The organism is Pseudomonas sp. JDS28PS106 (assembly GCF_036706555.1).
Lineage (GTDB): Bacteria > Pseudomonadota > Gammaproteobacteria > Pseudomonadales > Pseudomonadaceae > Aquipseudomonas.
The window spans coordinates 134,238-158,652 of the sequence record NZ_JBAJGT010000006.1; the positions used below are offsets into that span (position 1 = coordinate 134,238).

At 61.1% G+C, this 24,415-nt stretch carries 22 protein-coding genes; 13 read left to right on the forward strand and 9 right to left on the reverse strand.

Annotated elements, in window-relative coordinates; genetic code table 11:
* The first annotated feature begins 217 nt into the window (after window positions 1–217).
* Window positions 218–2,368 carry a catalase HPII gene (gene katE / locus TRP66_RS12010; RefSeq protein WP_333402414.1) on the forward strand — a complete coding sequence of 717 codons (2,151 nt, stop codon included), beginning with the start codon at window positions 218–220 and terminating at the stop codon, window positions 2,366–2,368.
* 79 nt (window positions 2,369–2,447) lie between these two features.
* Here the strand turns inward: katE and TRP66_RS12015 are convergent, their stop codons facing one another.
* The 4 genes from TRP66_RS12015 to TRP66_RS12030 are packed head-to-tail and all read right to left on the reverse strand — an operon-like array spanning window position 2,448 to window position 5,251.
* The gene (locus tag TRP66_RS12015) at window positions 2,448–3,164 is read right to left on the reverse strand and encodes a PA5502 family lipoprotein (protein WP_333402416.1); all 717 of its coding nucleotides are present in this window, start codon (window positions 3,162–3,164) and stop codon (window positions 2,448–2,450) included.
* Between the two features lie 38 nt (window positions 3,165–3,202).
* Window positions 3,203–3,991 carry a zinc ABC transporter permease subunit ZnuB gene (gene znuB, locus TRP66_RS12020; RefSeq protein WP_333402418.1) on the reverse strand — a complete coding sequence of 263 codons (789 nt, stop codon included), beginning with the start codon at window positions 3,989–3,991 and terminating at the stop codon, window positions 3,203–3,205.
* The gene (gene znuC / locus TRP66_RS12025; protein ID WP_333402420.1) at window positions 3,984–4,769 is read right to left on the reverse strand and encodes a zinc ABC transporter ATP-binding protein ZnuC; all 786 of its coding nucleotides are present in this window, start codon (window positions 4,767–4,769) and stop codon (window positions 3,984–3,986) included. The genes znuB and znuC overlap by 8 nt, the downstream gene beginning before the upstream one ends.
* Window positions 4,769–5,251 carry a Fur family transcriptional regulator gene (locus tag TRP66_RS12030; protein ID WP_333402422.1) on the reverse strand — a complete coding sequence of 161 codons (483 nt, stop codon included), beginning with the start codon at window positions 5,249–5,251 and terminating at the stop codon, window positions 4,769–4,771. Before TRP66_RS12030 ends, znuC begins: the two co-directional genes overlap by 1 nt.
* 67 nt (window positions 5,252–5,318) lie before the next feature.
* Between TRP66_RS12030 and TRP66_RS12035 the strand changes: the two genes are divergently transcribed.
* On the forward strand, window positions 5,319–6,248 hold the full coding sequence (locus TRP66_RS12035; RefSeq protein ID WP_333402424.1) for a zinc ABC transporter substrate-binding protein: 930 nt from the start codon (window positions 5,319–5,321) through the stop codon (window positions 6,246–6,248).
* 197 nt (window positions 6,249–6,445) lie between these two features.
* On the opposite strand, the gene TRP66_RS12040 is transcribed toward TRP66_RS12035, so the two are convergent.
* Window positions 6,446–7,396, reverse strand: coding sequence for a homoserine kinase (locus TRP66_RS12040; protein WP_333402426.1), 951 nt, complete (start codon window positions 7,394–7,396; stop codon window positions 6,446–6,448).
* A 36-nt stretch (window positions 7,397–7,432) separates the two neighbouring features.
* Window positions 7,433–7,720, reverse strand: a complete 288-nt coding sequence (locus TRP66_RS12045) for a DUF2782 domain-containing protein (RefSeq protein WP_333402428.1) — start codon at window positions 7,718–7,720, stop codon at window positions 7,433–7,435.
* A gap of 74 nt (window positions 7,721–7,794) precedes the next feature.
* Here TRP66_RS12045 and polA point away from each other — a divergent pair, with 74 nt between their 5' ends.
* Complete coding sequence (gene polA / locus TRP66_RS12050; protein WP_333402430.1) at window positions 7,795–10,557, forward strand: DNA polymerase I; 2,763 nt, start codon at window positions 7,795–7,797, stop codon at window positions 10,555–10,557.
* A gap of 240 nt (window positions 10,558–10,797) precedes the next feature.
* Here polA and yihA read toward each other — a convergent pair whose 3' ends face one another.
* On the reverse strand, window positions 10,798–11,433 hold the full coding sequence (yihA, locus tag TRP66_RS12055; RefSeq protein WP_333402432.1) for a ribosome biogenesis GTP-binding protein YihA/YsxC: 636 nt from the start codon (window positions 11,431–11,433) through the stop codon (window positions 10,798–10,800).
* A gap of 348 nt (window positions 11,434–11,781) precedes the next feature.
* On the opposite strand from yihA, the gene TRP66_RS12060 reads away from it, so the two are divergent.
* From TRP66_RS12060 to TRP66_RS12085, 6 genes are all read left to right on the forward strand, one after another.
* A complete protein-coding gene (locus tag TRP66_RS12060; protein ID WP_333402434.1) occupies window positions 11,782–12,399 on the forward strand; it encodes a c-type cytochrome in 618 nt (205 codons plus the stop codon).
* Between the two features lie 153 nt (window positions 12,400–12,552).
* The gene (gene dsbA / locus TRP66_RS12065; protein ID WP_333402436.1) at window positions 12,553–13,194 is read left to right on the forward strand and encodes a thiol:disulfide interchange protein DsbA; all 642 of its coding nucleotides are present in this window, start codon (window positions 12,553–12,555) and stop codon (window positions 13,192–13,194) included.
* A 9-nt stretch (window positions 13,195–13,203) separates the two neighbouring features.
* Window positions 13,204–14,079, forward strand: a complete 876-nt coding sequence (locus TRP66_RS12070; protein WP_333402438.1) for an endonuclease/exonuclease/phosphatase family protein — start codon at window positions 13,204–13,206, stop codon at window positions 14,077–14,079.
* Window positions 14,076–16,076: a GGDEF domain-containing protein gene (locus TRP66_RS12075; RefSeq protein ID WP_333402440.1), complete on the forward strand. Its 2,001-nt coding sequence runs from the start codon at window positions 14,076–14,078 to the stop codon at window positions 16,074–16,076. The genes TRP66_RS12070 and TRP66_RS12075 overlap by 4 nt, the downstream gene beginning before the upstream one ends.
* Before the next feature lie 106 nt (window positions 16,077–16,182).
* The gene (locus TRP66_RS12080; RefSeq protein ID WP_333402442.1) at window positions 16,183–16,962 is read left to right on the forward strand and encodes an N-acetylmuramoyl-L-alanine amidase; all 780 of its coding nucleotides are present in this window, start codon (window positions 16,183–16,185) and stop codon (window positions 16,960–16,962) included.
* Window positions 16,963–17,042: 80 nt separating this feature from the next.
* Complete coding sequence (locus TRP66_RS12085; protein WP_333402444.1) at window positions 17,043–18,656, forward strand: EAL domain-containing protein; 1,614 nt, start codon at window positions 17,043–17,045, stop codon at window positions 18,654–18,656.
* A gap of 4 nt (window positions 18,657–18,660) precedes the next feature.
* Here TRP66_RS12085 and TRP66_RS12090 read toward each other — a convergent pair whose 3' ends face one another.
* Together TRP66_RS12090 and algB are read right to left on the reverse strand one after the other, a co-directional pair.
* On the reverse strand, window positions 18,661–20,448 hold the full coding sequence (locus tag TRP66_RS12090) for a KinB sensor domain-containing domain (protein ID WP_333402446.1): 1,788 nt from the start codon (window positions 20,446–20,448) through the stop codon (window positions 18,661–18,663).
* Window positions 20,449–20,458: 10 nt separating this feature from the next.
* Window positions 20,459–21,805: a sigma-54-dependent response regulator transcription factor AlgB gene (gene algB, locus TRP66_RS12095; protein ID WP_333402448.1), complete on the reverse strand. Its 1,347-nt coding sequence runs from the start codon at window positions 21,803–21,805 to the stop codon at window positions 20,459–20,461.
* Between the two features lie 185 nt (window positions 21,806–21,990).
* Here algB and TRP66_RS12100 point away from each other — a divergent pair, with 185 nt between their 5' ends.
* The 4 genes from TRP66_RS12100 to TRP66_RS12115 all read left to right on the forward strand — a co-directional run bounded on the left by TRP66_RS12100 (window position 21,991) and on the right by TRP66_RS12115 (window position 24,023).
* The gene (locus TRP66_RS12100) at window positions 21,991–22,836 is read left to right on the forward strand and encodes a BON domain-containing protein (protein ID WP_333402450.1); all 846 of its coding nucleotides are present in this window, start codon (window positions 21,991–21,993) and stop codon (window positions 22,834–22,836) included.
* Between the two features lie 218 nt (window positions 22,837–23,054).
* Window positions 23,055–23,339: a hypothetical protein gene (locus TRP66_RS12105; RefSeq protein WP_333402452.1), complete on the forward strand. Its 285-nt coding sequence runs from the start codon at window positions 23,055–23,057 to the stop codon at window positions 23,337–23,339.
* A 53-nt stretch (window positions 23,340–23,392) separates the two neighbouring features.
* Entirely contained in the window at window positions 23,393–23,557 is a 165-nt protein-coding gene (locus tag TRP66_RS12110; protein WP_084378456.1) for a DUF1328 domain-containing protein, read from the forward strand.
* Window position 23,558: 1 nt separating this feature from the next.
* Window positions 23,559–24,023, forward strand: coding sequence for an inhibitor of vertebrate lysozyme family protein (locus TRP66_RS12115; RefSeq protein ID WP_333402457.1), 465 nt, complete (start codon window positions 23,559–23,561; stop codon window positions 24,021–24,023).
* The last annotated feature ends 392 nt before the right edge of the window (window positions 24,024–24,415 follow it).

Consider the following 24,415-nt stretch of genomic DNA (forward strand, 5'->3'; position numbering starts at 1 on the left):
GAGCCGGGCGCGCATTTTAGCCTGTCCGCGCGGTCGTGCTTAGCATTAATTTATCGGCCGGGCCACACAAGTGACATAAGGCGTCGCGCAGGCCGGTTGCGATTGCGACGGGGAACGGCTGTTTCCACAGCTTGTCACTTCTCCATTACCGTGATTCCCGCGCTCGCGGGGATCTGACCGAACCCGGCTTCACGAGCGGGAAGATATGGAGCAGACGATGGCTGACGAGAAGAATTCACCACTGGGCAATACCGCTAAAAGCGAAATGGCCGGCACCGACACGCTCGATCGCGGCAACACCAATGCCAAGCTGGACGACCTCGAACAGTTTCGCTCGGACGCCACCGGGCAGGCGCTGCGCACCAACCAGGGCGTGAAGATCGCCGACAATCAGAACACGCTCAAGGTTGGCAGTCGCGGCCCGTCGCTGCTCGAAGACTTCATCATGCGTGAGAAAATCACGCACTTTGACCATGAGCGCATTCCGGAACGCATCGTTCACGCGCGTGGCACTGCCGCCCATGGCTATTTCCAGACCTACGAGGATCATGGCGCGATGAGCAAGGCCGGCTTCCTGCGCGATCCGGGCAAGAAAACTCCGGTCCTGGTGCGCTTTTCCACGGTCCAGGGGCCGCGCGGCTCGGGCGATACGGTCCGCGACGTGCGCGGTTTCGCGGTCAAGTTCTACACCGACGAAGGTAACTTCGACCTGGTCGGCAACAACATGCCGGTGTTCTTCATTCAGGACGCCGTGAAGTTTCCGGACTTCGTGCACGCGGTAAAACCCGAGCCGCATAACGAAATTCCTACTGGCGGCTCCGCGCACGACACCTTCTGGGATTTCGTTTCGCTGGTCCCGGAATCCGCGCACATGGTCGTGTGGGCCATGTCCGATCGCGCCATTCCGAAAAGCCTTCGCACCATGCAGGGCTTTGGCGTGCATACCTTCCGCCTGATCAGCACGGAGGGCAAATCGACCTTCGTCAAATTCCACTGGAAGCCCAAGCAGGGTGTCTGCTCGCTGGTATGGGACGAGGCTCAGAAGCTGGCCGGCAAGGATACCGACTACCACCGTCGCGACCTCTGGGAATCCATCGAGATGGGCGATTACCCGGAGTGGGAGCTGGGCGTACAGATCGTGCCCGAGGAAGACGAGCACAAGTTCGACTTCGATCTGCTCGACCCTACCAAGATCATTCCCGAAGAATTGGTGCCCGTCACCCCGCTGGGCAAAATGGTGCTCAACCGCAACCCGGACAATTTCTTCGCCGAAGTCGAGCAGGTTGCATTCTGCCCTGGCCATATCGTGCCCGGCATCGACTTCACCAACGATCCGCTGCTGCAGGGTCGCCTGTTTTCCTACACCGATACGCAGATCAGCCGCCTGGGCGGGCCGAACTTCCACGAAATTCCGATCAACCGCCCGGTTGCGCCGAACCACAACGGACAGCGCGACGGACAGCATCGGATGACCATCAATCGCGGGCGTGCGTCGTACGAGCCGAACTCGATCGATGGCGGCTGGCCCAAGGAAACTCCCGCAGCTGCGGAAGATGGCGGCTTCGAGACCTATCACGAGCGTATCGAAGCGCATAAGGTGCGCGAGCGCAGCGAATCCTTCTCCGATCACTTCTCCCAGGCGACGCTGTTCTATCGCAGCATGAGCCAGCACGAGAAGGAACACATCATCGCCGCCTACAGCTTTGAGCTGGGCAAGGTGGAGCGAGAGTTCATCCGCGCGCGGCAGGTCAACGAGATCCTCGCCAACATCGACCTGGAACTGGCGGGTCGTGTAGCGGCCAACCTCGGCCTGCCCGCGCCGACCGCTCGCACCGTGCCTGAACGTCAGACCTCGCTTCAGGAATCGCCGGCGCTCAGCCAGGACAACTTGCTGTCCGGCGATATCGTCTCGCGCAAAGTCGGGATTCTGGTCGCCAACGGCGTGGATGCAACGGCCGTGGAAACCATGAAGGCTGCACTGGCCGCCAAAGGCGCGCACGCCAAAGTCCTGGGTCCGACCTCCGCGCCGGTCACCACGGCCGATGGCAAGACGCTGCCTGTAGATGCCTCGGCCGAAGGCCTGCCTTCAATCGCTTTCGACGCGGTGTTCGTGCCCGGCGGTGCCGAGTCGGTCAAAGCGCTGAGCACTGACGGCGTGGCGCTGCACTTCATCCTCGAGGCCTACAAGCACCTCAAGGCGATTTCGCTGTCCGGCGAAGCGCGCTCGCTGCTGGACCTGCTGCACCTGGATGAAGACGCCGGCCTGCTGGTGGTGTCCGACAGTGCATCGTTCGAAGCCTTCTTCGACGCTATCGCCCAGCACCGCGTATGGGCGCGTGAGCCGAAAGCCAAGGCCGTTCCGGCGTGATGCATTGAGGTCTTCGCGGATGAATCCGCTCCTACACGGTCTGTAGGAGCGGATTCATCCGCGATATGCCGCAGCGGTATCAGGATCTGGCAGGTGTCAGCACGATCCGTGCGGATTGATGGCGGTCGATCTGGCGACGCAGGTCCAGCTCGAAACTCGGATTGATCCTGACCACGCGCTTGGTCAGCAAGGTCGCCAGCCATGGGTAGTCATCGGTGCGCGGAACGACGATCAGGACGTCGCAGTTGAAGGCTACGGTATCGGCTGCGATGGCATCCAGCTGACGACGCAGCTCGGGCATGTCGCCGATCTTGAGTTCGATGGTGGTGTTCTCGGCCGCCGGATCGATCAGCTTCGCCTGACGGCGGGCCTCCGCGGCTCGCAGTTCGGCCTCGGCTTTTTCCAGCTCGGCTTTGCGCGCGTGGGCAATTGCGCTGTTCACGCCACTGGTCAACGCCGGCGCCTTGGGCATCAGCGAGCGGGCGCGGGTCAACGCAGTGGCGGCGGCATTCATGTCGCCCTTCTGCAAGCCGATCTGGCTGCGGCTCAGGTAAGCCTCGGCCAGGCGACGCTGCAAGGCTTCCACGCGAGGATCGTCTGCATTGGCGGCCTGCAAGGTTGCCAATTGCTCTTCGGCGGTCGCCAGTTCATTGCCTGCGATGCTTTGTTCAAGCTGTGCGAACCCGTCGGGCTGGGTATCGGCCACGGACGTCTCAACCGTCGGCGTGCTCTGGCAGGCACCCAACAGGACGGAAAATGCGACCAGCAGCAGATAGCGTGAGGCGAGCGGCTTCATTCCTGCGATTCTCTAGTTTGCGCAAAAAACGAGCAAGTCTACACCGCTCGCTTGGGGAGAACAAAGCTGAGCAAGAACAGCGCAGCGGCGCAGACCACGATGGACGGGCCGGCGGGCGTGTCCTTGAACCACGACAACGATAGCCCAATACCTACCGCCGTCACGCCCAACAGACTGGCGCCCAGGGCCATTTGTTCCGGCGAGCGGGCGTGACGTTGTGCCGCGGCAGCCGGGATGATCAGCAGGGATGTGATCAGCAGCACGCCGACGATTTTCATCGCTACCGCAATCACCACCGCGATCAACAGCATCAGCGTCATGCGCAATGCAGCGACGGGCAGTCCCTCGACCTTCGCCAGCTCTTCATGCACGGTGACCGCCAGCAGCGGCCGCCACAGCGCGACGATGAGCACCAGCACCAGCGCACTGCCGCCCAGGATCCAGGCCAGATCGGTCGGGCTGATCGCCAGCAGGTCGCCAAACAGATAGGCCATCAGGTCGATGCGCACTTCATGCATGAAGCTCAGCACCACCAGGCCCAGCGACAGCGTGCTGGGCGCGAGAATGCCCAGCAGCGTGTCGGAAGCCAGCGGCTGGCGCTGCTGCAAGGTGACCAGCAGGACCGCCAGCAGCAGGCAGCCGCAGGTGACCGCAATGGTGGGACTGACATCCAGCAGGAAACCCAGCGCAACACCGAGCAATGCCGCATGGGACAAGGTGTCACCGAAATACGCCATGCGCCGCCAGACCACGAAGGAACCGAGAGGACCAGCCACGATGGCCAGCGCCAGGCCTGCGAGCAAGGCATAGAGTAGAAAATCAGCCATGCTTGCAGCTGTCTCCGTGAACATGAGGATGAGGGGTTGATGTGTCGCTTACCACCTCGCCATGCAGATCGTGGGCGTGATCGTGATGATGGTGATAAACCGCCAGACTCGGCGCGTTCTGGCCGAACAGCTCGACGAACGCCGGGTCGTGGCTGACCTGCTCGGGATGGCCCGAACAGCAGACATGCCGATTCAGGCACACGACCTGATCAGTCGTGCTCATCACCAGATGCAGATCGTGGGACACCATCAGCACGCCGCAACCATGCCGGTCGCGCAATCGGGTGATCAGGCTATACAGCTCGGCCTGCCCGGCGACGTCAACGCCCTGCACCGGCTCGTCGAGCACTAGCAGTTCAGGTTCGCGCAACAACGCGCGGGCCAGCAGTACGCGCTGCATTTCACCACCGGAGATGCCTTGCAACGGACTGTCGATGACTTTCTCGGCGCCCACTTCTTCAAGCGCGGCCAACACCGCGGCGCGGTCCACTCCAGGCACCAGACGCAGAAAACGCAGCACCGAGAGCGGCAAGGTCTGATCGACATGCAGCTTTTGCGGCATGTAGCCGACGCGCAATTTTGGCTTGCGCCATACCGTACCGGAATCCGGCTTGAGCAGACCTAGCACGGCGCGTACCAGTGTGGTCTTGCCCGCGCCGTTGGGCCCGATCAGGGTCACGATCTGCCCTGGCTCGACGCTCAGATGAATATTGTCCAGTACGTTTTGCCCCGAGAGCGCGACCGCCACCCGCTCAAGGCGAATCAAGGCTGTCCTCATCAGGCAGCCTTGCAACCAGAACATATCCCGACGATTTCGACAGTCTGCCCTTCCACGGCAAAGCCGACTTCCGCCGCCGCGTCGACAATGCTGCTGCTGATGCTGGGGTGTTGCAGTTCGATGGCGGCGTGGCATTCACGGCAGATCAGGAACTGGCCCTGATGCGCGTGAGTGGGGTGATTGCAGCCGGTGAAGGCATTCAGCGACGCGATGCGATGCACCAGGCCGTTTTCCAGCAGGAAATCCAGCGCCCGGTACACGGTAGGCGGCGCGGCGCGGCGGCCGTCTTCTTCGCTGAGGACACCCAGGATGTCGTAGGCGCCCAGCGGCTTGTGGCTTTGCCAGACCAGTTCCAGCACCCGGCGGCGCAGCGCGGTCAGGCGCAGACCCTTGCTCGCGCACAGGGAATCGGCTTCGGTAAGCGCTGAATGCACGCAGTGAGAGTGGTCGTGGGGACGGCTGGCCAGAGGTGTAATGATCATGAGCGGCGACGATAAGTGACAAGGACGTTATTATGTTACCCGTTCCTGCCTTACATGAGTGGATCACGTGCGCCGTCTTCTGAAGTTTTTTGCATTTATCTCGACCAGTCTGCTGGTTTCTCTCTCAGCCCAGGCCGATGTTCAGGTCCTGACCAGCATCAAGCCCTTGCAGCTGATCGCCGCCGCCGTACAGGACGGCGTCGGCAAGCCCGATGTGCTGCTGCCGCCCGGCGCATCCCCGCATAACTATGCCTTGCGGCCGTCCGACGTACGACGGGTAAGGGGTGTGCAATTGTTCTACTGGATCGGACCGGACATGGAGAGCTTCCTGCCCCGCGTGATCCAGAGTCGCAGCCAGCCGGCGGTGGCCGTGCAGAGCCTGCCAGGCATGAAACTGCGTCATTTTTCGGCCGACAGCTCGTCCCATGACGATCACGACGAGGGGGGTCACGATCACGATCATGACCACATGCCGGGAAGCCTGGACTCGCATTTGTGGCTGTCGAGCGCGAACGCCCGGGTCATTGCCCGCAAGATGGCCGATGACCTGAGCGCGGTCGATGCCGCCAATGCCGCGCGTTATCGGCAGAACGCCGATGCGTTCGTCGACCGTCTTGACGCGCTGGATGCGCGGATCAAGAGCCGGGTCAGCGGTATCGCCGATAAGCCATATTTCGTGTTTCACGAGGCATTCGATTACTTCGAAGATGCTTACGGGCTCAAGCACGCCGGTGTGTTCGCCGTTGCCGCTGAAATCCAGCCCGGCGCTCAACATGTGGCAGCCATGCGCGAACGCTTGAAGGAAGCGGGCAAGACCTGTGTGTTCAGCGAGCCGCCAATGCGGCCCCGTCTGGCGCAGACCCTGACCGCGGGCCTGCCGGTCAAGCTCGCCGAGCTGGATGCGCTGGGTGGCTACACCCCGGCAACCGCCCAGGGGTATGAGCAGATGCTGCAAAAGCTGGGCGATGACCTGGCGGGGTGTCTGGAAAGCCTTTGATCACATGGGTTTCAGATAACCGCAAGGCCCGTAGGAGCGGCTTTAGCCGCGATCTGCCGCAGAGCGGCAGCAAACGGGCGACGCGGTGTTTCGGGTAGACCGCGTTATCGTTTATCGCGGCTAAAGCCGCTCCTACAAACCCAGCACCATCCGTAGGAGCGGATTTATCCGCGAAAAATGCAAATCCAGTGCGGGCTTTAAAGGGCGAACGGCAGGTTGATGCCGACGCTCTGGCGCTGGGCCAGGCGCTTTTCGAATTCCACCGGATCATGGATCAATACGTCCTGCCCGGCGAACGATTCGGCCGCGATCAGGCGTGACAGCCAGAAGCGCACGCAGGCGACGCGCAGCATGACCGGCCATAGCTGCGCTTCCGCGGCGGTGAACGGACGCAACGCCGCGTAGGCACCCAGCAAGGCGCGGGCATGCACGAGATGCAACTGGCCGTCTTCGTCAGAGCACCAGTCGTTCAGCGCGATGGCCAGGTCGTACAGCATCGGCCCCGAGCACGCGTTGTAGAAATCGATGACGCCTGTCAGGTGGGTGCCTTCGAACATGGTGTTGTCGCGAAACAGATCACCGTGCAGGTTTGCCCGAGGCAGGGCGAGAATCTGCGGCTTGAACGCTTCGATCTCTTTTAGCGCCTTGTCCAGCAAAGCGCGCTCGCGCTCGCCCAGGTGCGAGAGGAAGTTGTTGCCCTCTTCCAGCATCCAGTCCAGACCACGGTCGGTCTTGCGCTCGATCACCCGATCGCAGGTCGCCAGATGCAGCTTGCCCAGCAGGCCGCCGATCTCGATGCAATGCTGGGTATTGGGCTCCTTGATGTGCTTGCCCGCGAGGCGCGGCTGCAACAATGCAGGTTTGCCGGCCAGTTCGCGCAATGCCTGATTGTCGGTGGTGCGCAAGGCATAAGGCACCGGCAGGTCGGCGTCATGCAGCACGTCGAGCAGTTCGATGAAAAACGGCATCTCCTGCACGGGGCCACGCTCGACCAGCGTCAGTACGAATTCGCCCTGCTCCAGGCTGATGAAATAGTTGGTGTTTTCACTACCGGCGGCAATGCCCTGAAAGTCACGCAGACGGCCGAGCCCGTAAGGGGCGAGAAATGTTTCCAGCTCGGGCCGAGCCAGGGGTGTAAAGACGGACATATCGAGATTGCCAACCCGTTGAATGAATGAAAGGTCTTACCAGCTGAATATTTCCCATTGGGGAATCAGCATGTCCGGTTGATCCGAACGAATGAAATTGGGGCTTGTACCATCGGCGCGCACAAGGAAATACGGCTTGCCGCCTTTCGGCGTGATTTTCACGGCGTAGAGAAATCCGTTCTGGCGATATTCCTGGATGGTCCGGCCACCGTCAGTGCGGATAGTCACTTCAGGGTCCGGCGACGGGGCATCTTCGGCCGCGAACGCAATCATCGGACAGAACGCCAACACGCCGGTCAACAACAGTCGATTCGCTGTGCGCATGATAACCTTACGCCTTTGTCGTCAATGGTCCTCGCATTCTAGCGCCGACCCCGCCGAAAAGGTTGATTCTGCTCATGAGCCAAGCCCCCCTCGTCCTGGTAGACGGTTCTTCGTATCTATACCGCGCTTTCCATGCACTGCCGCCGCTGGCGACCTCCAAGGGCTTGCCAACCGGCGCCGTCAAAGGCGTGCTGAACATGCTCAAGAGCCTGCGCCGGCAATATCCGGAAAGCCCGTTCGCCGTGGTGTTTGACGCCAAGGGCGGCACGTTCCGTGACGAGCTGTACGCCGAGTACAAGTCCAACCGGCCCAGCATGCCGGACGATCTGCGGGTGCAGGTCGACCTGCTGCACGCCTGCGTCAAAGGCCTGGGCTATCCGTTGTTGTGCATCGAAGGCGTCGAGGCGGATGACGTGATCGGCACTCTGGCGCGCAGCAGTGCGGCGGCGGATCGTCCGGTGATCATCTCCACCGGCGACAAGGACATGGCGCAGCTGGTGGACGGCCATATCACCCTGGTCAACACCATGACCGGCAGCGTGCTAGACGTCGCGGGCGTAAAGGAAAAATTCGGCGTAGGCCCCGAGCACATCATCGATTACCTGGCGCTGATGGGCGACAAGGTCGACAACATTCCGGGCGTGCCGGGCGTGGGCGAAAAAACCGCCGTGGGCCTGCTGTCCGGCGTCGGCGGCGGCCTGAAGGAGCTGTACGACAATCTCGAAGCCGTGGCAGGCCTGCCGATCCGCGGTGCCAAGACGCTGGCGGCCAAGCTCGAAGAGCACCGGGCCATGGCGTTCCTGTCCTATGAGCTGGCGACCATCAAGATCGATGTGCCGCTGGATATCGAACTCGACCAGCTGCATTGCGGCGAGCCGGACCGCGACGTGTTGATGGAGCTGTACACCGAGCTGGAATTCAAGAGCTGGATCGAGGACCTGCAACGCGACGCCAAGCGCGCTGGTCAGGAACTGGTCCCGGAAGAACCCGTGGTGGTTCGCGAAGCGTCCTACGAGGTCATTCTCGAACAGGCTCAATTCGACGACTGGCTGAAGAAGCTCGAAAAGGCCAGCCTGTTCGCCTTCGTTGCCCAGAGCAACGGCACCGACGCTCATCGCGCCCAGATCGTCGGTCTGTCGTTTGCCATCCAGACCCATGAAGCCGCGTACATCCCGCTGAACCACTCCTATATGGGCGTGCCTCAGCAACTGGACCGCGATAGCGTCCTGACCGCACTCAAGCCGCTACTGGAAGATCCCGCGCGAATCAAGGTCGGTCAACACGCCAAGTTCACGATCAATCTGCTCGCCAACTGCGCGATTGGCGGCGATCCGCAGCAAGGCATTGCTCTGCAAGGCGTGAAATTCGACACCATTCTGGAGTCCTACGTGCTGGACTCCACGGCGACCCGCCATGACCGCGACAGTCTGGTGGCCAAATATCTGACCCATACGCCGGTCAATTATCAGGATATCGCCGGCAAAGGCGCCAAACAGCTGTCCTTCGACCAGATTTCCCTGGAACAGGCAGGCATCTATGCGGCCGAAGAGGCCGATCTGACCCTGCGCTTGCATGAAGTCTTTGAAGCGAAGCTGGCGGCCATTCCGAGCCTGCAACCGGTCCTCAACGAAATTGAAATGCCGCTGCTGCCCGTACTGGCGCGCATCGAGCGTCAGGGCGCGCTGGTCGACGCCAACCTGCTGGGCATTCAGAGCGTCGAGCTGGGCGAAAAGATGACCGCTCTGGAGCGCGAGGCATTTGCCATTGCCGGCGAGGAATTCAACCTCGGCTCGCCCAAGCAACTGGGCGTGGTGCTGTACGAAAAGCTCGGTATGCCGATCATCAGCAAGACCGCGACCGGTCAGCCTTCGACAGCCGAAGCGGTGTTGGCCGAGCTGGCCGAGCAGGATTACCCGCTGCCCAAGGTACTGATGCAGTACCGCTCGATGAGCAAGCTCAAGAGCACCTACACCGACCGGCTGCCGGAACAGATCAACCCGCGCACCGGGCGCATCCACACGTCCTATCATCAGGCCGTGGCCGTGACCGGACGTCTGTCGTCCAGCGATCCGAACTTGCAGAACATCCCGATTCGCACGGCCGAAGGTCGTCGTATCCGCCAGGCATTCGTTGCGCCCAAGGGTTACAAGCTGCTGGCGGCGGACTACTCGCAGATCGAACTGCGCATCATGGCCCATCTGGCCCAGGACGAAGGTCTGCTGCATGCGTTCCGCAACGATCTGGACGTGCACCGGGCCACGGCTGCCGAGGTCTTCGGCGTGGAGCTGGACGGGGTGACCACCGACATGCGTCGCAGCGCCAAGGCGATCAACTTCGGTCTGATCTACGGCATGAGCGCGTTCGGCCTCGCCAAGCAGATCGGCGTCGATCGCAAGCAGTCCCAGGATTATGTGGACCGTTACTTCGCCCGTTACCCGGGCGTGCTGAATTACATGGAGCGCACCCGCGCTCAGGCCGCCGAGCAGGGCTTCGTCGAAACCATCTTCGGGCGTCGGCTGTATCTGCCGGACATCAACGCCAAGAACCCTTCCCTGCGCAAAGGCGCGGAGCGCATGGCGATCAACGCCCCCATGCAGGGCACGGCCGCGGATATCATCAAGCGCGCCATGGTGGAAGTGAACCGCTGGCTGGACGAATCCGCGCTGGACGCCCGCGTAATCCTTCAGGTGCACGACGAACTGGTGCTGGAAGTGCGTGAGGATCTGGTCGATCAGATCAGCGAGCAGATTCGTCCGCACATGAGCGGCGCGGCAGAGCTGGCAGTGCCGCTGCTGGTCGAGGTCGGGGTTGGAAGCAACTGGGACGAAGCGCACTGACGACGCCGGACGAGCCTGGGAACAGGCTCGTCGACCGGCCGCCGGAAAATGACATTTTCTGACCGGCGGAACTTAACCGGTGAAAACCCGGTCAGACCTCTCGATTGGCTGAGAAGCCGGTCATGCTCCTATGTTGTGTTAAGTGTTGGCAGATATCCGGGCCCCACCCTAAGGGTCTGGACCTTAAACCCCGTTCTTCCCCCTCCCCATACGAAGTCCGGGGTTTTTTTTGCCCGCGATTTATTCCGCCGCCACCTTGTCTTCCAGCTCCATCCATCCGGCCAATACGCTATAGGCTTCTTCCAGCCCCATGCGCTTGGGCGCGGAGAACAGCTGGATGGTGACTGCATCGCCCCAGCCCTTGCGGATTTCGGACTGCACCTTGAGCAAGGTGTTTTTCGCGGCGCCGTACGTCAGCTTGTCGGCCTTGGTCAGCAAGATATGCATCGGCATCTGGCTGGCGATGGCCCAGTCGAGCATCAAGGTGTCGAAGTCTGTCATTGGATGACGGATGTCCATCATCAGAATCAGACCTTTCAAGCTCTCGCGGCTGCCCAGGTAGGCTTCCAGATGGCGCTGCCAGTGCTGTTTGAGCGGAATCGGCACCTTGGCGTAGCCGTAGCCGGGCAAGTCCACCAGCCGGCGTTCTTCGTCCAGACTGAAGAAGTTGAGCAACTGGGTACGGCCGGGCGTCTTGGAAGTGCGCGCCAGACTGGCGTGGGTCAGGGTGTTGAGCGCGCTCGACTTGCCGGCGTTCGAACGGCCGGCGAACGCGACCTCATAGCCTTCGTCATCGGGGCACTGATCGACCTTGGCCGCGCTGAGCATGAACTTGGCCTGTTGGCACAGACCCAGAATGGGATTCTTGAATTGCATGTGATTTCCGGTGAGGCCGTGCCTGCAAGGGTGCGGCAAGAGGTGTCGTTTCCGTATGGATGGGTCGAGTATATAATGCCGCAAATTTTGTGTGTGCTTTCTCCCGGCCAAGGGAGGAAGAGCACGAAAGCGAGAACTAATATGCGCATTAGAACGCAGTCCGCTTTCAACCTGAAAGGTTTTTGCTGAGTAAGAAGGCTTGGATCAGCTGTTCACAGGATTCAAAGCGATGCCGCCGCGTGGAATGTGCAAGGACCGCAGTAGCCGGATTTGCTAACCATCGTCCGTTGGATGAGCAAATCGCCTGCTACCTGACTTTTTCACCTTTTAGCCGATTTGGATTACCTGATGAACAAATCACTCGTAAGTATGCTGTTGGCGCTCGGCATCTGCGGTTCGTTGCACGCCGAGGAAAAGGTCGTGGGCGACGCTGCCGCCGGGCAGGCCAAGACGGCTGTATGCGGCGCGTGTCATGGTCCGGATGGCAACAGCATGGCGCCCAACTTCCCCAAGATCGCCGGCCAGGGTGAGCGCTACCTGCTCAAGCAGTTGCATGAAATTAAGGACGGCAAGCGCGTGGTGCTGGAGATGACCGGCCTGCTCAACAACCTCAACGACCAGGACCTGGCCGATATCGCAGCGTTCTATGCCGGACAGAAAGGTACGGTCGGCGCCGCGGACCCGAATCTGATCGCGCGTGGCGAAGCCTTGTTCCGGGGCGGCAAGCTGGATCAGGGACTGGCTGCCTGCATCGGCTGTCATTCTCCGGACGGCAGCGGTAACGCGCAGGCCGGCTTTCCGCATCTCGGTGGCCAGCATGCCGACTACATCAAAAAGCAGCTGACCGCGTTTCGCGAGGGAGACCGCACCAACGATGGCGACACCATGGTGATGCGTTCGATTGCGGCCAAGTTGAGCAACAAGGACATCGAGGCGCTGGCTCAATACATCCAGGGTCTGCACTGAATCTGGCTGTCCAAAGGGTGAACGCATATGCAAAAAGGGCAGCTTCGGCTGCCCTTTTTTATGATGACGAGCGTTACACTAACGAACTCGAGCCTGGGCGGCCGGTCGAAAAAGCTGTCGTCCGAAGGCGATTCATCTGTCCAGGAGTTAAGCATGCGTAATCTGATCATCAGCGCCGCTCTGGTTGCCGCCAGTCTGTTCGGCATGTCCGCCCAGGCCGCCGAACCTGTCGAGGCCGGCAAGCAATACGTCGAACTGAGCAGCGCTGTGCCTGTATCCGAACCAGGCAAGATCGAAGTCGTGGAGCTGTTCTGGTATGGCTGCCCACACTGCTACGCATTCGAGCCGACCATCAATCCCTGGGTCGAAAAACTCCCGTCGGACGTGAATTTCGTGCGCATTCCCGCCATGTTCGGCGGTCCTTGGGATGCCCACGGTCAGCTGTTCATTACCCTCGACACCATGGGCGTCGAGCACAAGGTGCACGCTGCGGTTTTCGATGCCATTCAGAAAGGTGGCAAGCGTCTGACCGACAAGAACGACATGGCTGACTTCGTTGCCACTCAAGGTGTCAACAAGGAAGAATTCCTCAAGACCTTCGATTCCTTCGCTGTGAAAGGCAAGATTGCCCAGTACAAGGAATTGGCCAAGAAGTATGAAGTCACTGGCGTACCGACCATGATCGTCAACGGCAAATACCGTTTCGACCTGGGCACCGCTGGTGGTCCGGAAGGCACTCTGCAGGTAGCTGACCAGCTGATCGCCAAAGAGCGCGCGGCTGGCAAGACCCAATAAGGAATTCCCATGCGGCGCTGGGGCAAAGGCACGGAGCGAGTCGTCGGCCTGCACGAACCGCGGGTCAACGAGCATCACCTGACGCAAAGCGGGTTACCGGAAGACGGCCGGCTCCGCTTGCTCAGCTTCAATATCCAGGTCGGGATCAGCACTGAGCGATACCGTCACTACCTGACCCGTGGCTGGCAGCATCTGCTGCCCCACGGCGGCCGGGCAGGCAATCTGCAAAAGATCGGTCAGTTGCTCAACGACTTCGATCTGGTGGCCTTGCAGGAGGTCGATGGTGGCAGCCTGCGTTCAGGGTTCGTCAACCAGGTCGAGCATCTCGCGCAGCTCGGTGCCTTCCCTTACTGGTATCAGCAGCTCAACCGCAATCTCGGTCGCTTTGCCCAGCACAGCAACGGCGTGCTGAGTCGCCTGCGTCCGGGCAAGATCGAAGATCATCCGCTGCCTGGTCCGGCCGGGCGTGGTGCGATCCTGATGCGCTTCGGCGAGGGCGAAGACGCTCTGGTCGTCGTCATGATGCATCTGGCGCTGGGGACGCGGACCCGCACGCGGCAACTGGCCTACATTCGCGAGCTGATCGGCGGTTACCGCCACCAGATTCTGATGGGTGACATGAATACCCATGCCAACGACCTGCTGGAGCTTTCTCCGCTGCGTGATCTCGGCCTGCTGGCGCCGCAGATCGAAGCGACCTTTCCCAGCTGGCGGCCGCAACGCTGCCTCGATCACATTCTGCTCAGCCCGACGCTGACGCTTGAACGTGTTCAGGTCCTGGCCCAGCCTATATCCGACCATCTGCCGGTCGCAGTGGAAATCCGCTTGCCCGATTCGCTGCGCGGCGACTCCCTGCCCGTGGTTGCGGGTAGCTCCGGTACATGAGCGACGACGCCGAACGCTGGAAAGAGAAATACCTCAAGGGCATCGAGCAACAGGACAGGCTCGAGCAGCGCTGGAGTGCCCGTCTCGACCTGCTGCGGCGCGGTCTGGTGCGCAGCAGTCTGGCAGCGGAAGGTACCGATCGCGCCGTCGATGAGTGCATGAAGGAAATGCGCGAAATCGTCCGCAAGGACGACATGGACGCTGGTCTTTCCGCGTTGATCCCGCGCCTTGAAAAAGCTGTGCTCGAATCGGAGCAGCGTCGCGAAGTGCGCGCCGGGCAGACGCTCACGGCCCTCAACGCGCTGGTTCAACAACTGCAGGCGTTGCCTCTGCCGCGCGATGTGCGCAAGCCTCTCAAGCGATTCGCCAAGAATCTGGACGACCGGGCGGCGCAGGCTCGCGAGCTGCCCTTGCTGTTGAGCGAGCTGAGCGGTTTGCAGGGCAAAGCCCTCCGCACACTCGACAAGCCTGAAGAGGCGCCACGTCCGGGGCTGTTGCAGCGCTTGTTCGGCGGCCGTGAGGCGGAGAGCGAAGACACGCCGGTCGAGGCGGCGCGAAACGCTGCCGTGGCACCCGAGGTTGCCGGCGTCGCGGAGCCTGCGCCCGAACCTGCTACTCAGGATGCACAGGTAACCGAGCCTGACGACGAAGTGCTCGATCCGCCAGAGACTTTCGGCACAGAGGCTCCGGTCGAGCAGCCGGCTCCGGTTGCGGTGGACAGTTCCACTCAGGCGCCAGCCCCCCTGCCTGTCGTGCAAGCGGTCGACGAGCCCGAGCCGCAGCCTGTCAGCGAGCCGCCAGCTATCGTCGAAGGCCTGCTGGCGCCGATTCCAGTCGTGCCGTTCGAACAGCGTCCCGAGCCGATCGAAGCACCTGAAGCCGGACCGGAAACAGAGCAGGCGGACAGCGACGAAGACGTTGCCTATGCGCTGCCCGCTTCGCCCGAACCCAGCTACAGTTCGGTCGCGGCGCATATCGAAGATACGCTTCTAGGCCTGCTCGACGATCTGACCCTGTCCGAGCACCACCGCCCGCAGGTCGAAAGCATGCGGCAGCGGCTTGAGCACGGCTTGAACTGGTATGAGCTGTTGCCGATTCTCGATGACCTCGCCGTGCTCATGCTCGCCATCAACAATGGCGAGCAGCAGGCATTTGGCGTCTATCTCAAGGAACTCAACGAACGATTGGAGTCGTTTCAGAGCCACTTGCAGGCCGCCAGTGAGGATCATGCCGAAAGCCGGACCTCGGCCCGCGACCTCGATGAGCAGTTGCGCGAACAGGTCGGCGGCCTGCAGAGCAGCGTTCAGGATGCCTCTGACCTGGTCAGCCTCAAGCAGGTGCTGGACAACCGCCTCGAAGGCCTGCTCAGTACCATGGACGACTACCAGCGCAAGCGTGACGCCCGCGAACAGGAAGTGGCGGCGCGCTTGCAGGGTCTGGCGGCGCGTGTCGCGACAATGGAGCAGGAGGCGCAGAGTTTCCGGGCGAACCTGGAGGAACAACGACAGAAAGCCTTGATCGACCCGCTGACTCTACTGCCTAACCGCGCCGCCTGGGGCGAGCGACTGGAGCGCGAACTGGCGCACTGGCAGCAACGCAAGAACAGTCTGCTGGTGTGCATGCTGGACCTGGACCGGTTCAAGAGCATCAACGACGGTTACGGGCATCTGGCCGGGGACAAGGTGTTGAAAATCGTCGGCAACGTGCTGAATAAACGTTTGCGAGCCACTGACTTTCTGGCCCGGTTCGGCGGCGAAGAGTTCGTCATGCTGCTGCCCGGCACACCACTCGAAGAAGGCCGGGCGCTACTCGACAAGCTGCGCGCGGCGGTAGAGCGATGTCCCTTCCACTTCAAAGGCGAGCGGGTAACCATCACCGTGTCCATGGGCGTAACGGCGTTCCAGCCCGGCGAGCGCAGCGATATAGCGCTCAAACGCGCGGATCAGGCGCTGTATCGCGCCAAGGAAAACGGTCGGAACAGGGTCGAAGCGGGCTGACCGAAACATTTGGAAGCAACCGCCTGACCCGTTGCGGTCCAACGGTCAGGCGCTCGACGCCCACTTTGTTATGCTGTTGCGTTTTCCGCCGACGTATCTGAAGTCTATGAAGCTGTTCGTCCCTGCCCTCCTGATGTTGTTCCTTGCCGCCTGTTCCAGCGGTCCGAAACTCGACACCAGCCATCCTTCGGTGAATTTCGACAACCGAATCCAGTTCATTGTGATGCACTACACCTCCGCCCCGCTGGATCGCTCCCTGCAATTGCTGACCCGTGGCGAGGTGAGCAGTCACTATCTGATCGGCGACGACGATCCGGCGACCATCTACAAGCTGGTCGACGAAGGCGCCCGGGCCTGGCATGCCGGAGACAGCGAGTGGGACGGGCGCACCTGGCTCAACTCCAGTTCGATCGGCATCGAAATCGTCAATCCCGGTTACCGCGACACCCCTACCGGACGCTTGTGGTATCCCTATACCGAGAGCCAGATCAAATCGATCACCGTGCTGCTCAAGGACATCGTCAAAAGGAACAAGATCGACCCTCGCTATATCATTGGCCACAGCGACATCGCGCCGATGCGCAAGCTTGACCCCGGCCCGCTGTTTCCCTGGAAACGCCTGGCCCAGGAAGGTCTTGGCGTATGGCCGGACGAGCGGCTGGTCGCCCAGCGTCAGGCGCTGTTGGCGACCAATCCACCCGGCATCGCATGGTTCCAGCAGCAACTTGCGCAATTGGGCTACAAAACGCCTCGTACCGGAGTCTTCGACGCTGAAACCCGCAACGTTCTGGCTGCGTTCCAGATGCGTTATCGCCCGGCGCGCTTCGACGGCGAACCCGATGCCCAGAGCGCCGCGATCCTGCAGGTGCTCAACCACAGCAATTAAATCGACCGCCGCCTGTTTTGCGGCGAGCGATTTTCAGGCTTGTTGCTATACCTGATGGGTATTCCTCTGGATATCCATCAATGCCCTCGGCTGCCCGCCCTCGCCTGAACCTGTCCAACCCCTGGTTGCTTGCCATGCTGGCCGCCTTGCTGAGTGCCATCGTGCTGGTATGCGGCAGTTTCGGGCTGGCGGTTCATCAGGCCCGGCAGAACGAAACCTTGCAAATGAACGCCCAGGGCGAGCGCTTTCTGGCAAGGCTTGAACAACTGTTCAGCCAGTTGCGCGCCGGGCTCGATCAGCTGGAACAGCAGCCGTTGCGTCGTTGCAGTCCGGAGATGGTCAGCCGGTTGCGTGAGGTCATTTCCGGCAATCGGTTCATCTATGAAGCCGCGTACGTGGGCGATGCTCGAACCTGTTCAAGCTGGTCGCGCAAAAAGGTCATCCACGATCCCCGCCCGCCCGATATCCAGGGGCCTACTTACGATTACTGGCTCAATACCTCGGCACAGCCGGACGATAATCTGGCGGCGCTGGTGTTGGGGCGCGGAGACTTTCGCGTGTCCACTTCTCGCGGGCATCTGACCGATGTCGTCGATCTGCCCGCCGGGGGCAGCCTGCTGGTGGTTCTGGACAACGGCGCGCGTGCCATTCCGGTGCTGGGCCCCGCCCAGGCATGGCCTCCCCAGGACTGGACGTCCGGCACCAATGGCGCCTTGATCACCACTCAAGGACAGCTGATCTACAGCATGCCTACCCAGAGTCCGGAGTATCAGCTGGTGTTGATCACGCCCAGGCTGGGGGTTCAGGACAAGATCACCGGTGCATGGGAGCTGCTGATTCCGGTCAGCCTGCTGATTTCGCTGTGCATCGGCGCGCTGGTTTTCCAGGCGCTGCAACAGCGCAAGAGTCTGGGCTTCGAGCTGACCGGGGCGCTGCGCCGCGGCGAGCTGAAAGTGCTGTACCAGCCGATATTCAATCTGGAAACCCGGCGCTGCGTGGGTGCCGAGGCGCTGGTGCGCTGGCGGCGCCCCGACGGGACGCTGACCAGCCCTGACCTGTTCATTCCGCTGGCGGAAAACACCGGGCAGATCCGGCAGATCACTGATTTTGTCCTGCAGCAATCGCTGGAGCAGCTCGGCTCACTGTTGCGCGCCAATCCCAGTCTGTATATCTCGGTCAATCTCGCGGCGTGCGATGTCGTATCGGCGCGGATCGGACGCGTCAGCGCCCGTCTGCTGGCGCTGCACAAAGTGGCGCCCAGGCAGATCGCCTTCGAGGTGACCGAGCGCGGCATGGTCGATGTGGTGGTCGCGCGCAATCACCTGCAGGTTCTGCGCGACCGGGGGCATCAGGTATTGATCGATGATTTCGGCACCGGCTATTGCAGCTTGTCCTATCTGCAAACGTTGCCGGTCGATTGCCTGAAGATCGACAAGGCTTTCGTCGATGCGCTGGGTTACGACGCGGCCAGCAGCGGCGTGGCGCCGCATATCATTCGCATGGCCCACGCGCTGCAGTTGCGGGTGATCGCCGAAGGCATCGAGTTCGAATCCCAGGCGCTGTTGCTCAAGAGCGAAGGCGTGACCCATGGTCAGGGCTGGCTGTTCGCCCGGCCTTTGACAGCCACGCAGTTCGTCGAGTTGGTCACCGGCGGCCGCCGCAACTCGCCTCGACGTCGCGACGACGTGGCCTGACCGCCTAAAGCGGCAATGCCATGTAGAACTGCGTGCCCTGTCCCGGACGCGAATAGACGCCCATCCGGCCGCCATGCAGCTGCACGATTTCCTTGCACAGTGCCAGTCCCAGCCCCGCGCCGCCTTTCTTGCGCCCTACCTGCACGAACGGCTCGAAGATCCGCCCTTGCTGGCCGTACGCAATGCCTTCGCCGTTGTCTTCGACGCTGATGATGACCCGCTCGCCGTGGCGCCGGCCCTGCAGGCGGATCAGACCGTTCTGCGGGGTATGTCGCAGGGCATTGTCCAGCAGATTGTCCAGCACCCGCTCCAGTTGCGAAGCATCGACATGCAGGCGTGGCAGCGGCTCCTGGATGTCCAGCATCAGCACTATGTCCTGCTCCTGAGCCTTGTCACTAAAGCGCGACCGGGCTTCTTCCAGCAGTTGCTCGATCGAACATGGCGCCAGTTTGAGTTTCTGCAGACCGTTCTGATAACGCGAGAAGTTCAGCAGGTCATTGATCAACTGCATCAGCCGCTGCATTTCTTCGGTCACGGTGTTGAGCAGATCCGCTTCGCGTGAGTCCGGCTTGAAGTCCAGCCGCTCCTGCAACAGGCCGAAGGCCATGTGCATGCCGGTGACAGGCGTACGCAATTCGTGGGAAGCGCGCAGCACGAACTCACTGCGCACCCGCTCGAAAGCCCGCTGTTCGGTCACGTCATGCAGAACCATCACGGCGCCCAGGATATGCCCCTTGGTATGGCTGACCGGCGTCAGGCTGTAGGTCAGCAGGCGCGACTCGCCGTCGACCTCGATGACCAGATCCTCCGGCGCGCGCTCCAGTGTGCCGCCGCGCAGAATCAGGAACAGCTGGTCATCGAGTTCGGGACGACCCAAGGCTTCGCCCAAGCCCTGGCCCAGACGACTTTCGTCCCAGCCCAGTTGCCGCTGCGCCACTGGATTGAGGTGCTCCAGTTGCCCTTGGCGGTCGATCATCAGCAGACCGTCGTCGATACTGTCGAGAACGGCCTGCAAACGTTGCTGACCCGCCAGAAGCTCGTCGACGTTGGTCGCCTGGTGCTGGCGCAGCGCCTCAGCCATGATCCCGAAGCGTCGCGTAAGCAGATTCATCTCGGCCGCCGAGGAGATCGGCAAGGTCACTTCGTAGTTTCCCTGACCGATGCGGTCGGCCGCCTGAGCCAGGGCTTCGATAGGTGCTCCGAAGCGTCGCGCGATACCGTGCGCGGTGATGAAGCCGATGCACAACACCGCAAGGCCGACCATTCCCAGCAGGCCGGCAATCCACAGCGCGCGTTGACGCGAGCTGATTTCAGCGTCGCTGATGTTCTGCAGCGCGTGCTGATGGGTTTCCTGAAGGCCCTGGCGCAATGCATCGAACGCCTCGCGCAGCTCAGGCACCCCATGGATGCCGCGGCTGTCGGCGCCTATGCGCTGATACACCTCCAGAAACCGGTCGTATTCGGCCCTGGTCTTTTCGAATCCGGAACGCACGTTGCTTTGCGTGTCCTGCCCGAAGCCCTGCTCCAGGAGTTCCTTGAACTGCTCCTGCACCGCTGCCAGCGCGGCTTCGTCACGTGGGTAGCCGGTCATCATGATCAGCTGGTCGCCCACGTTCTGGCGCAGCTTGAGACCGAGATCCAGAGTCGCGAAGTTGTGCTGGATGAGGGATTCCTGGGTACGGGCCATCTGCATGACGCTGACCAGGCCCAGCAGTAATCCCAACAGCGCCACCGTGATCAGCGCCGAAATGCTCAGGAACAGGCGGGTCCGTAGTTTCATTGCCAGTTTCATGGGCGGCAATTCACAGGTTGTATTGTTTACGTTTTCGATAGAGCGTCGACGCGTCGATGCCCAACGTCTTGGCTGCCTGATCCAGCGTGTCGCTGGAGGCCAGAACCGCGCCGATATGGGCTTTTTCCAGCTCGTCCAGACTCAGTGCGGCACCGACCCGTGGAGCGTTGTTGACCGGCTGTTCGGCCATGCCCAGATGGCTGACTTCCACGCGCTCCGATGGGCAGATGATGCTCGCCCGCTCGATCACGTTACGCAGTTCGCGAATATTGCCCGGCCACCGATAGTTGAGCAGCGCCGCGCGGGCTTCCTCGCTGAAGCCCCGTGCCGGACGTGCGTAGTCCTTGACGAAGCGTGCCAGGAAACGGTCCGCCAGGGTCAGGATGTCTTCGCTGCGCTCGCGCAGGGCCGGCAGGTGCAGAGTGATGACGTTGAGGCGGTACAGCAGGTCTTCCCGGAAGCGACCGCTGCGGACCATGTCCTCCAGATTGAGGTTGGTCGCGGCCAGGATGCGCACATCGGCACGGCGGGTCACGGGGTCGCCGACGCGTTCGTATTCCTTGTCCTGAATGAAGCGCAGCAACTTGGGCTGCAAGGTCAGCGGGAAGTCGCCGATTTCGTCGAGGAACAGCGTGCCGCCGTCGGCCTGATTGACCCGGCCAAGCGTGCTTTCGCTGGCGCCGGTGAACGCGCCACGACTGTGACCGAACAGCTCGCTTTCCATCAGTTCGGCGGTGAGCGACGGGCAGTTGATGGTCACGCAGGCTTTTTTGGCGCGCTTGCTCCAGCCGTGAATCGCACGCGCCAGTTCGCCCTTGCCGGTCCCGGACTCACCGAGGATCAGAATGTTGGCATCGGTCACGGCCACTTGGCGGGCCGTTTCCAGGATCGCCATCATGGACGGACTGTGGGAATCCAGGCCGTCCTTGGGCTTGCGGATCTCACCTTCGAGCGCTTCCAGCCGGGCCGACAGCTGACGAACCTCCAGCTGTTTGGCGGTCGCCAGACGCAACTGGTCCGGGCTGCAGGGTTTGACCAGATAGTCGGCCGCGCCAGCCTGGATCGCATCGACCGCGGTGTCCACTGCCGAGTGAGCCGTGACGATCACCACGCGCATCCATGGCGCCTGAATACGCATTTGTGCCAGTACATCCAGTCCGTTGTCTTCGCCCAGACGCAAATCGAGAAAACAAAGATCAAACACTTGGCGTTGCATCAGCAGATCGGCCTGAGCTGCACTGTTGGCAGTGGCGACGCTGTAGCCCTCGTCTTCCAGGCAGTACCGGAACGTGCGAAGGATGGCGGACTCATCGTCCACGAGCAGAATACGGCCCTGATTATCAGTGGCTGCTTCCATTTTTCCTACGCTCCTTAATGAATAGTCTCAGTTAGTCTCGGAATCATCGGGCAAGTTGCATGGTCCATTCTGATTGATTCTGCGGCATGCATGGTAGCTATCTGCGCATGTCATGGCGAACGGGCGCGCTCGCGAATGCTGCTGCGCGTCTGTCATCCATCTGAGAAAGCCAACAGGAGACTCCTATGCACCTGCTGAAAAAGCTCGCGCTGATTACCTCGACCGCCGCTGTACTGGGCGGCGCGACACTGGCACAGGCGGCCCAGAATGACCTGGCCGGACAACTCGCCGAAGCGCGTCAGGAAGGCTCTATCTGGACAGCGTTTGCCCTGAACCGCCATTTGAGCCCTTTTAAACTCGATGTCGACGTCGAGCAAGGCACAGCAATCCTCAAGGGCAAGGTTGAAAACGAGGTCGATCGCGAGCTGGCCGAGCGGATCGCGCTGGATATAGAAGGCATCGACAAGGTGGACAACCAGTTGCAGGTCGATTCGGCGGTAGCCGGCGAGCCTGGAAGCCGCGGCGCACTGGCGCAGCGTTTCGAAGATGCGACGCTGACCGCCACGGTCAAGTCCAAGCTGCTGTGGAGCAGCGTTACCGAAGCGTTGCATATCGATGTAGACACCCGCGACGGTGTGGTGACCCTCAAGGGCCGCGCGCAGAGCCCCGAAGCCAAGGAACTGGCCGGAAGCCTGGCGACCAACACCGACGGTGTAATCACAGTCAACAATCTGATCAGCATCAGCGCGGCGGATTCGATTGCCGCCAAAGCCCAGCCCCAGAACCTGAGCCCTGCCGAACAGCTCAGCGATGCCTGGGTGACCAGCAAAGTGAAGTCGAGCCTCATCTATAGCCGGACGTTGGACGGGCTGAATATAAAGGTGTCGACCGATAACGGAGTCGTGAGCCTTGACGGTATCGTCGCCAACTTTGCCGAGAAGGAACTCGCGGTAGAAATCGCGCGCAATATCCGTGGTGTGAAAGGCGTGAATGCAGACGCGCTCAAGGTCATGGCACGCAGTGCTGGCTGATTAGGCAAATGGCCATTATTGGCGCCGTGCAGAACGCACGATTATCCAGGGGTAATCGTGCAGCTTGCTAGCGATTCGCTCCGGCAGATATCTATAACCTATTGATTTAATTGAACAAAATCTTCTCATTAAAACTGGCACGCACTCTGCAATATCCCTTTCAACGAAGGTCGTGACACGGCCGGTACGATTGAATAGCACCCAGTGGAGAGAATTCGATGATCAGCCAGCGCATTGCACAGTTGCGGATCTCCTCTCTCCATATCCAGCAGGCCCTGTTTCTACTCCTGGCCGTACTGGTAACACTGATTGCCATTCAGCAGTTCCAGCATTGGACCCAAGCCAGCGACGCTGCCCTCGTCAAACACCCTGTCTCACACAGCACTCCCTGCATTCGCGCCTTCAACGCGGCGGCTGTGACCAGCGAGGCGCAAGCTGTTCGTCCAGTGGACGGGCTGGTGTCTGTGGATGAGGTGGCGCCGCAGCAGAAGTGGGTCTTCTGATCCGATCCCGAGTAAACCCTGAAAACTAAAAACGGCAGTAAAGGAGTATCACCATGTTGAGTTGGGCTATCACGTTTCTGATCATTGCTATCGTGGCTGCTGTACTGGGCTTCGGTGGTATCGCGGGCACCGCTACCGGTATCGCCAAGATCCTGTTCGTTGTGTTCCTGGTGATGTTCATCGTGTCGTTCTTCTTCGGTCGTCGCGGACGAGGCTGACATGCGCAAGACGTACCTTTCACTGGCAGCCGCCCTGCTGATGGGCGGCAGTGCCTTGGCAATGGCTGCCAATGACGGGCAGGCCCGGGTCAGCGAGTTGCTCAGCAGTGCTCCCGAGTACCGCGAGACCTGGACTGAAGTCGTGCGCAAGGAAGAGCGGTTACCGGACTGGGTCCTCAACCTGTCCGGCTCCTCCGAACAGATGACGGCTGTAACCGAAGACGGCGACCAGTACCTGGTCGGTCCGCTTTGTGAAACCGCCGGCACCTGCAAGAGCAAGCGGCTGATCGTTGCATTCAGCCTGGATAAAGAAGATGCGTACGCGATGCTGGTCGAAGTGCCTGCGGGGCTTCCTTCAGACAAATCGCCTACCCGTCATGCAACTTACCGTTTCCTGGGTGAGCCTGACGAAGGCATGCAGAAGCTCCTGCACGAGCAACTGCGCAAAGACCCGAACTGGTACTGATCGAGCAGGAAGGCATACCAACGTGCTTTCTATCGTTGCGCGGTCCGAAGAGGATACGCGCATGACCAAGGGGCCGGGACGCGTTGACTGAAAGAGTCGGCGGGACCTAGGAGTACAGGGAGTACTCCCGTGAATGGGCCGGGTCAGGCAAAGCTGCCACATCGGATGGCGACAAGGCTTCGACAAGATCGAAGAGAAGGTCGGCGAATGATGTGGCGCTTTTATATTCTCTCCATCGTGTTTTTTCCCAATTGACCGTACGTCCAGCAAATAACGTAGGAATATTCCTCGGTCCGGTCTTCGTTTCTGCTGCCCACCATCCCCCCTCTTGCCAGCCTGAAGGCGACGCAATAGCCAGTTTCCGGACAAATCACCCGCTTCCGTACGCTCAT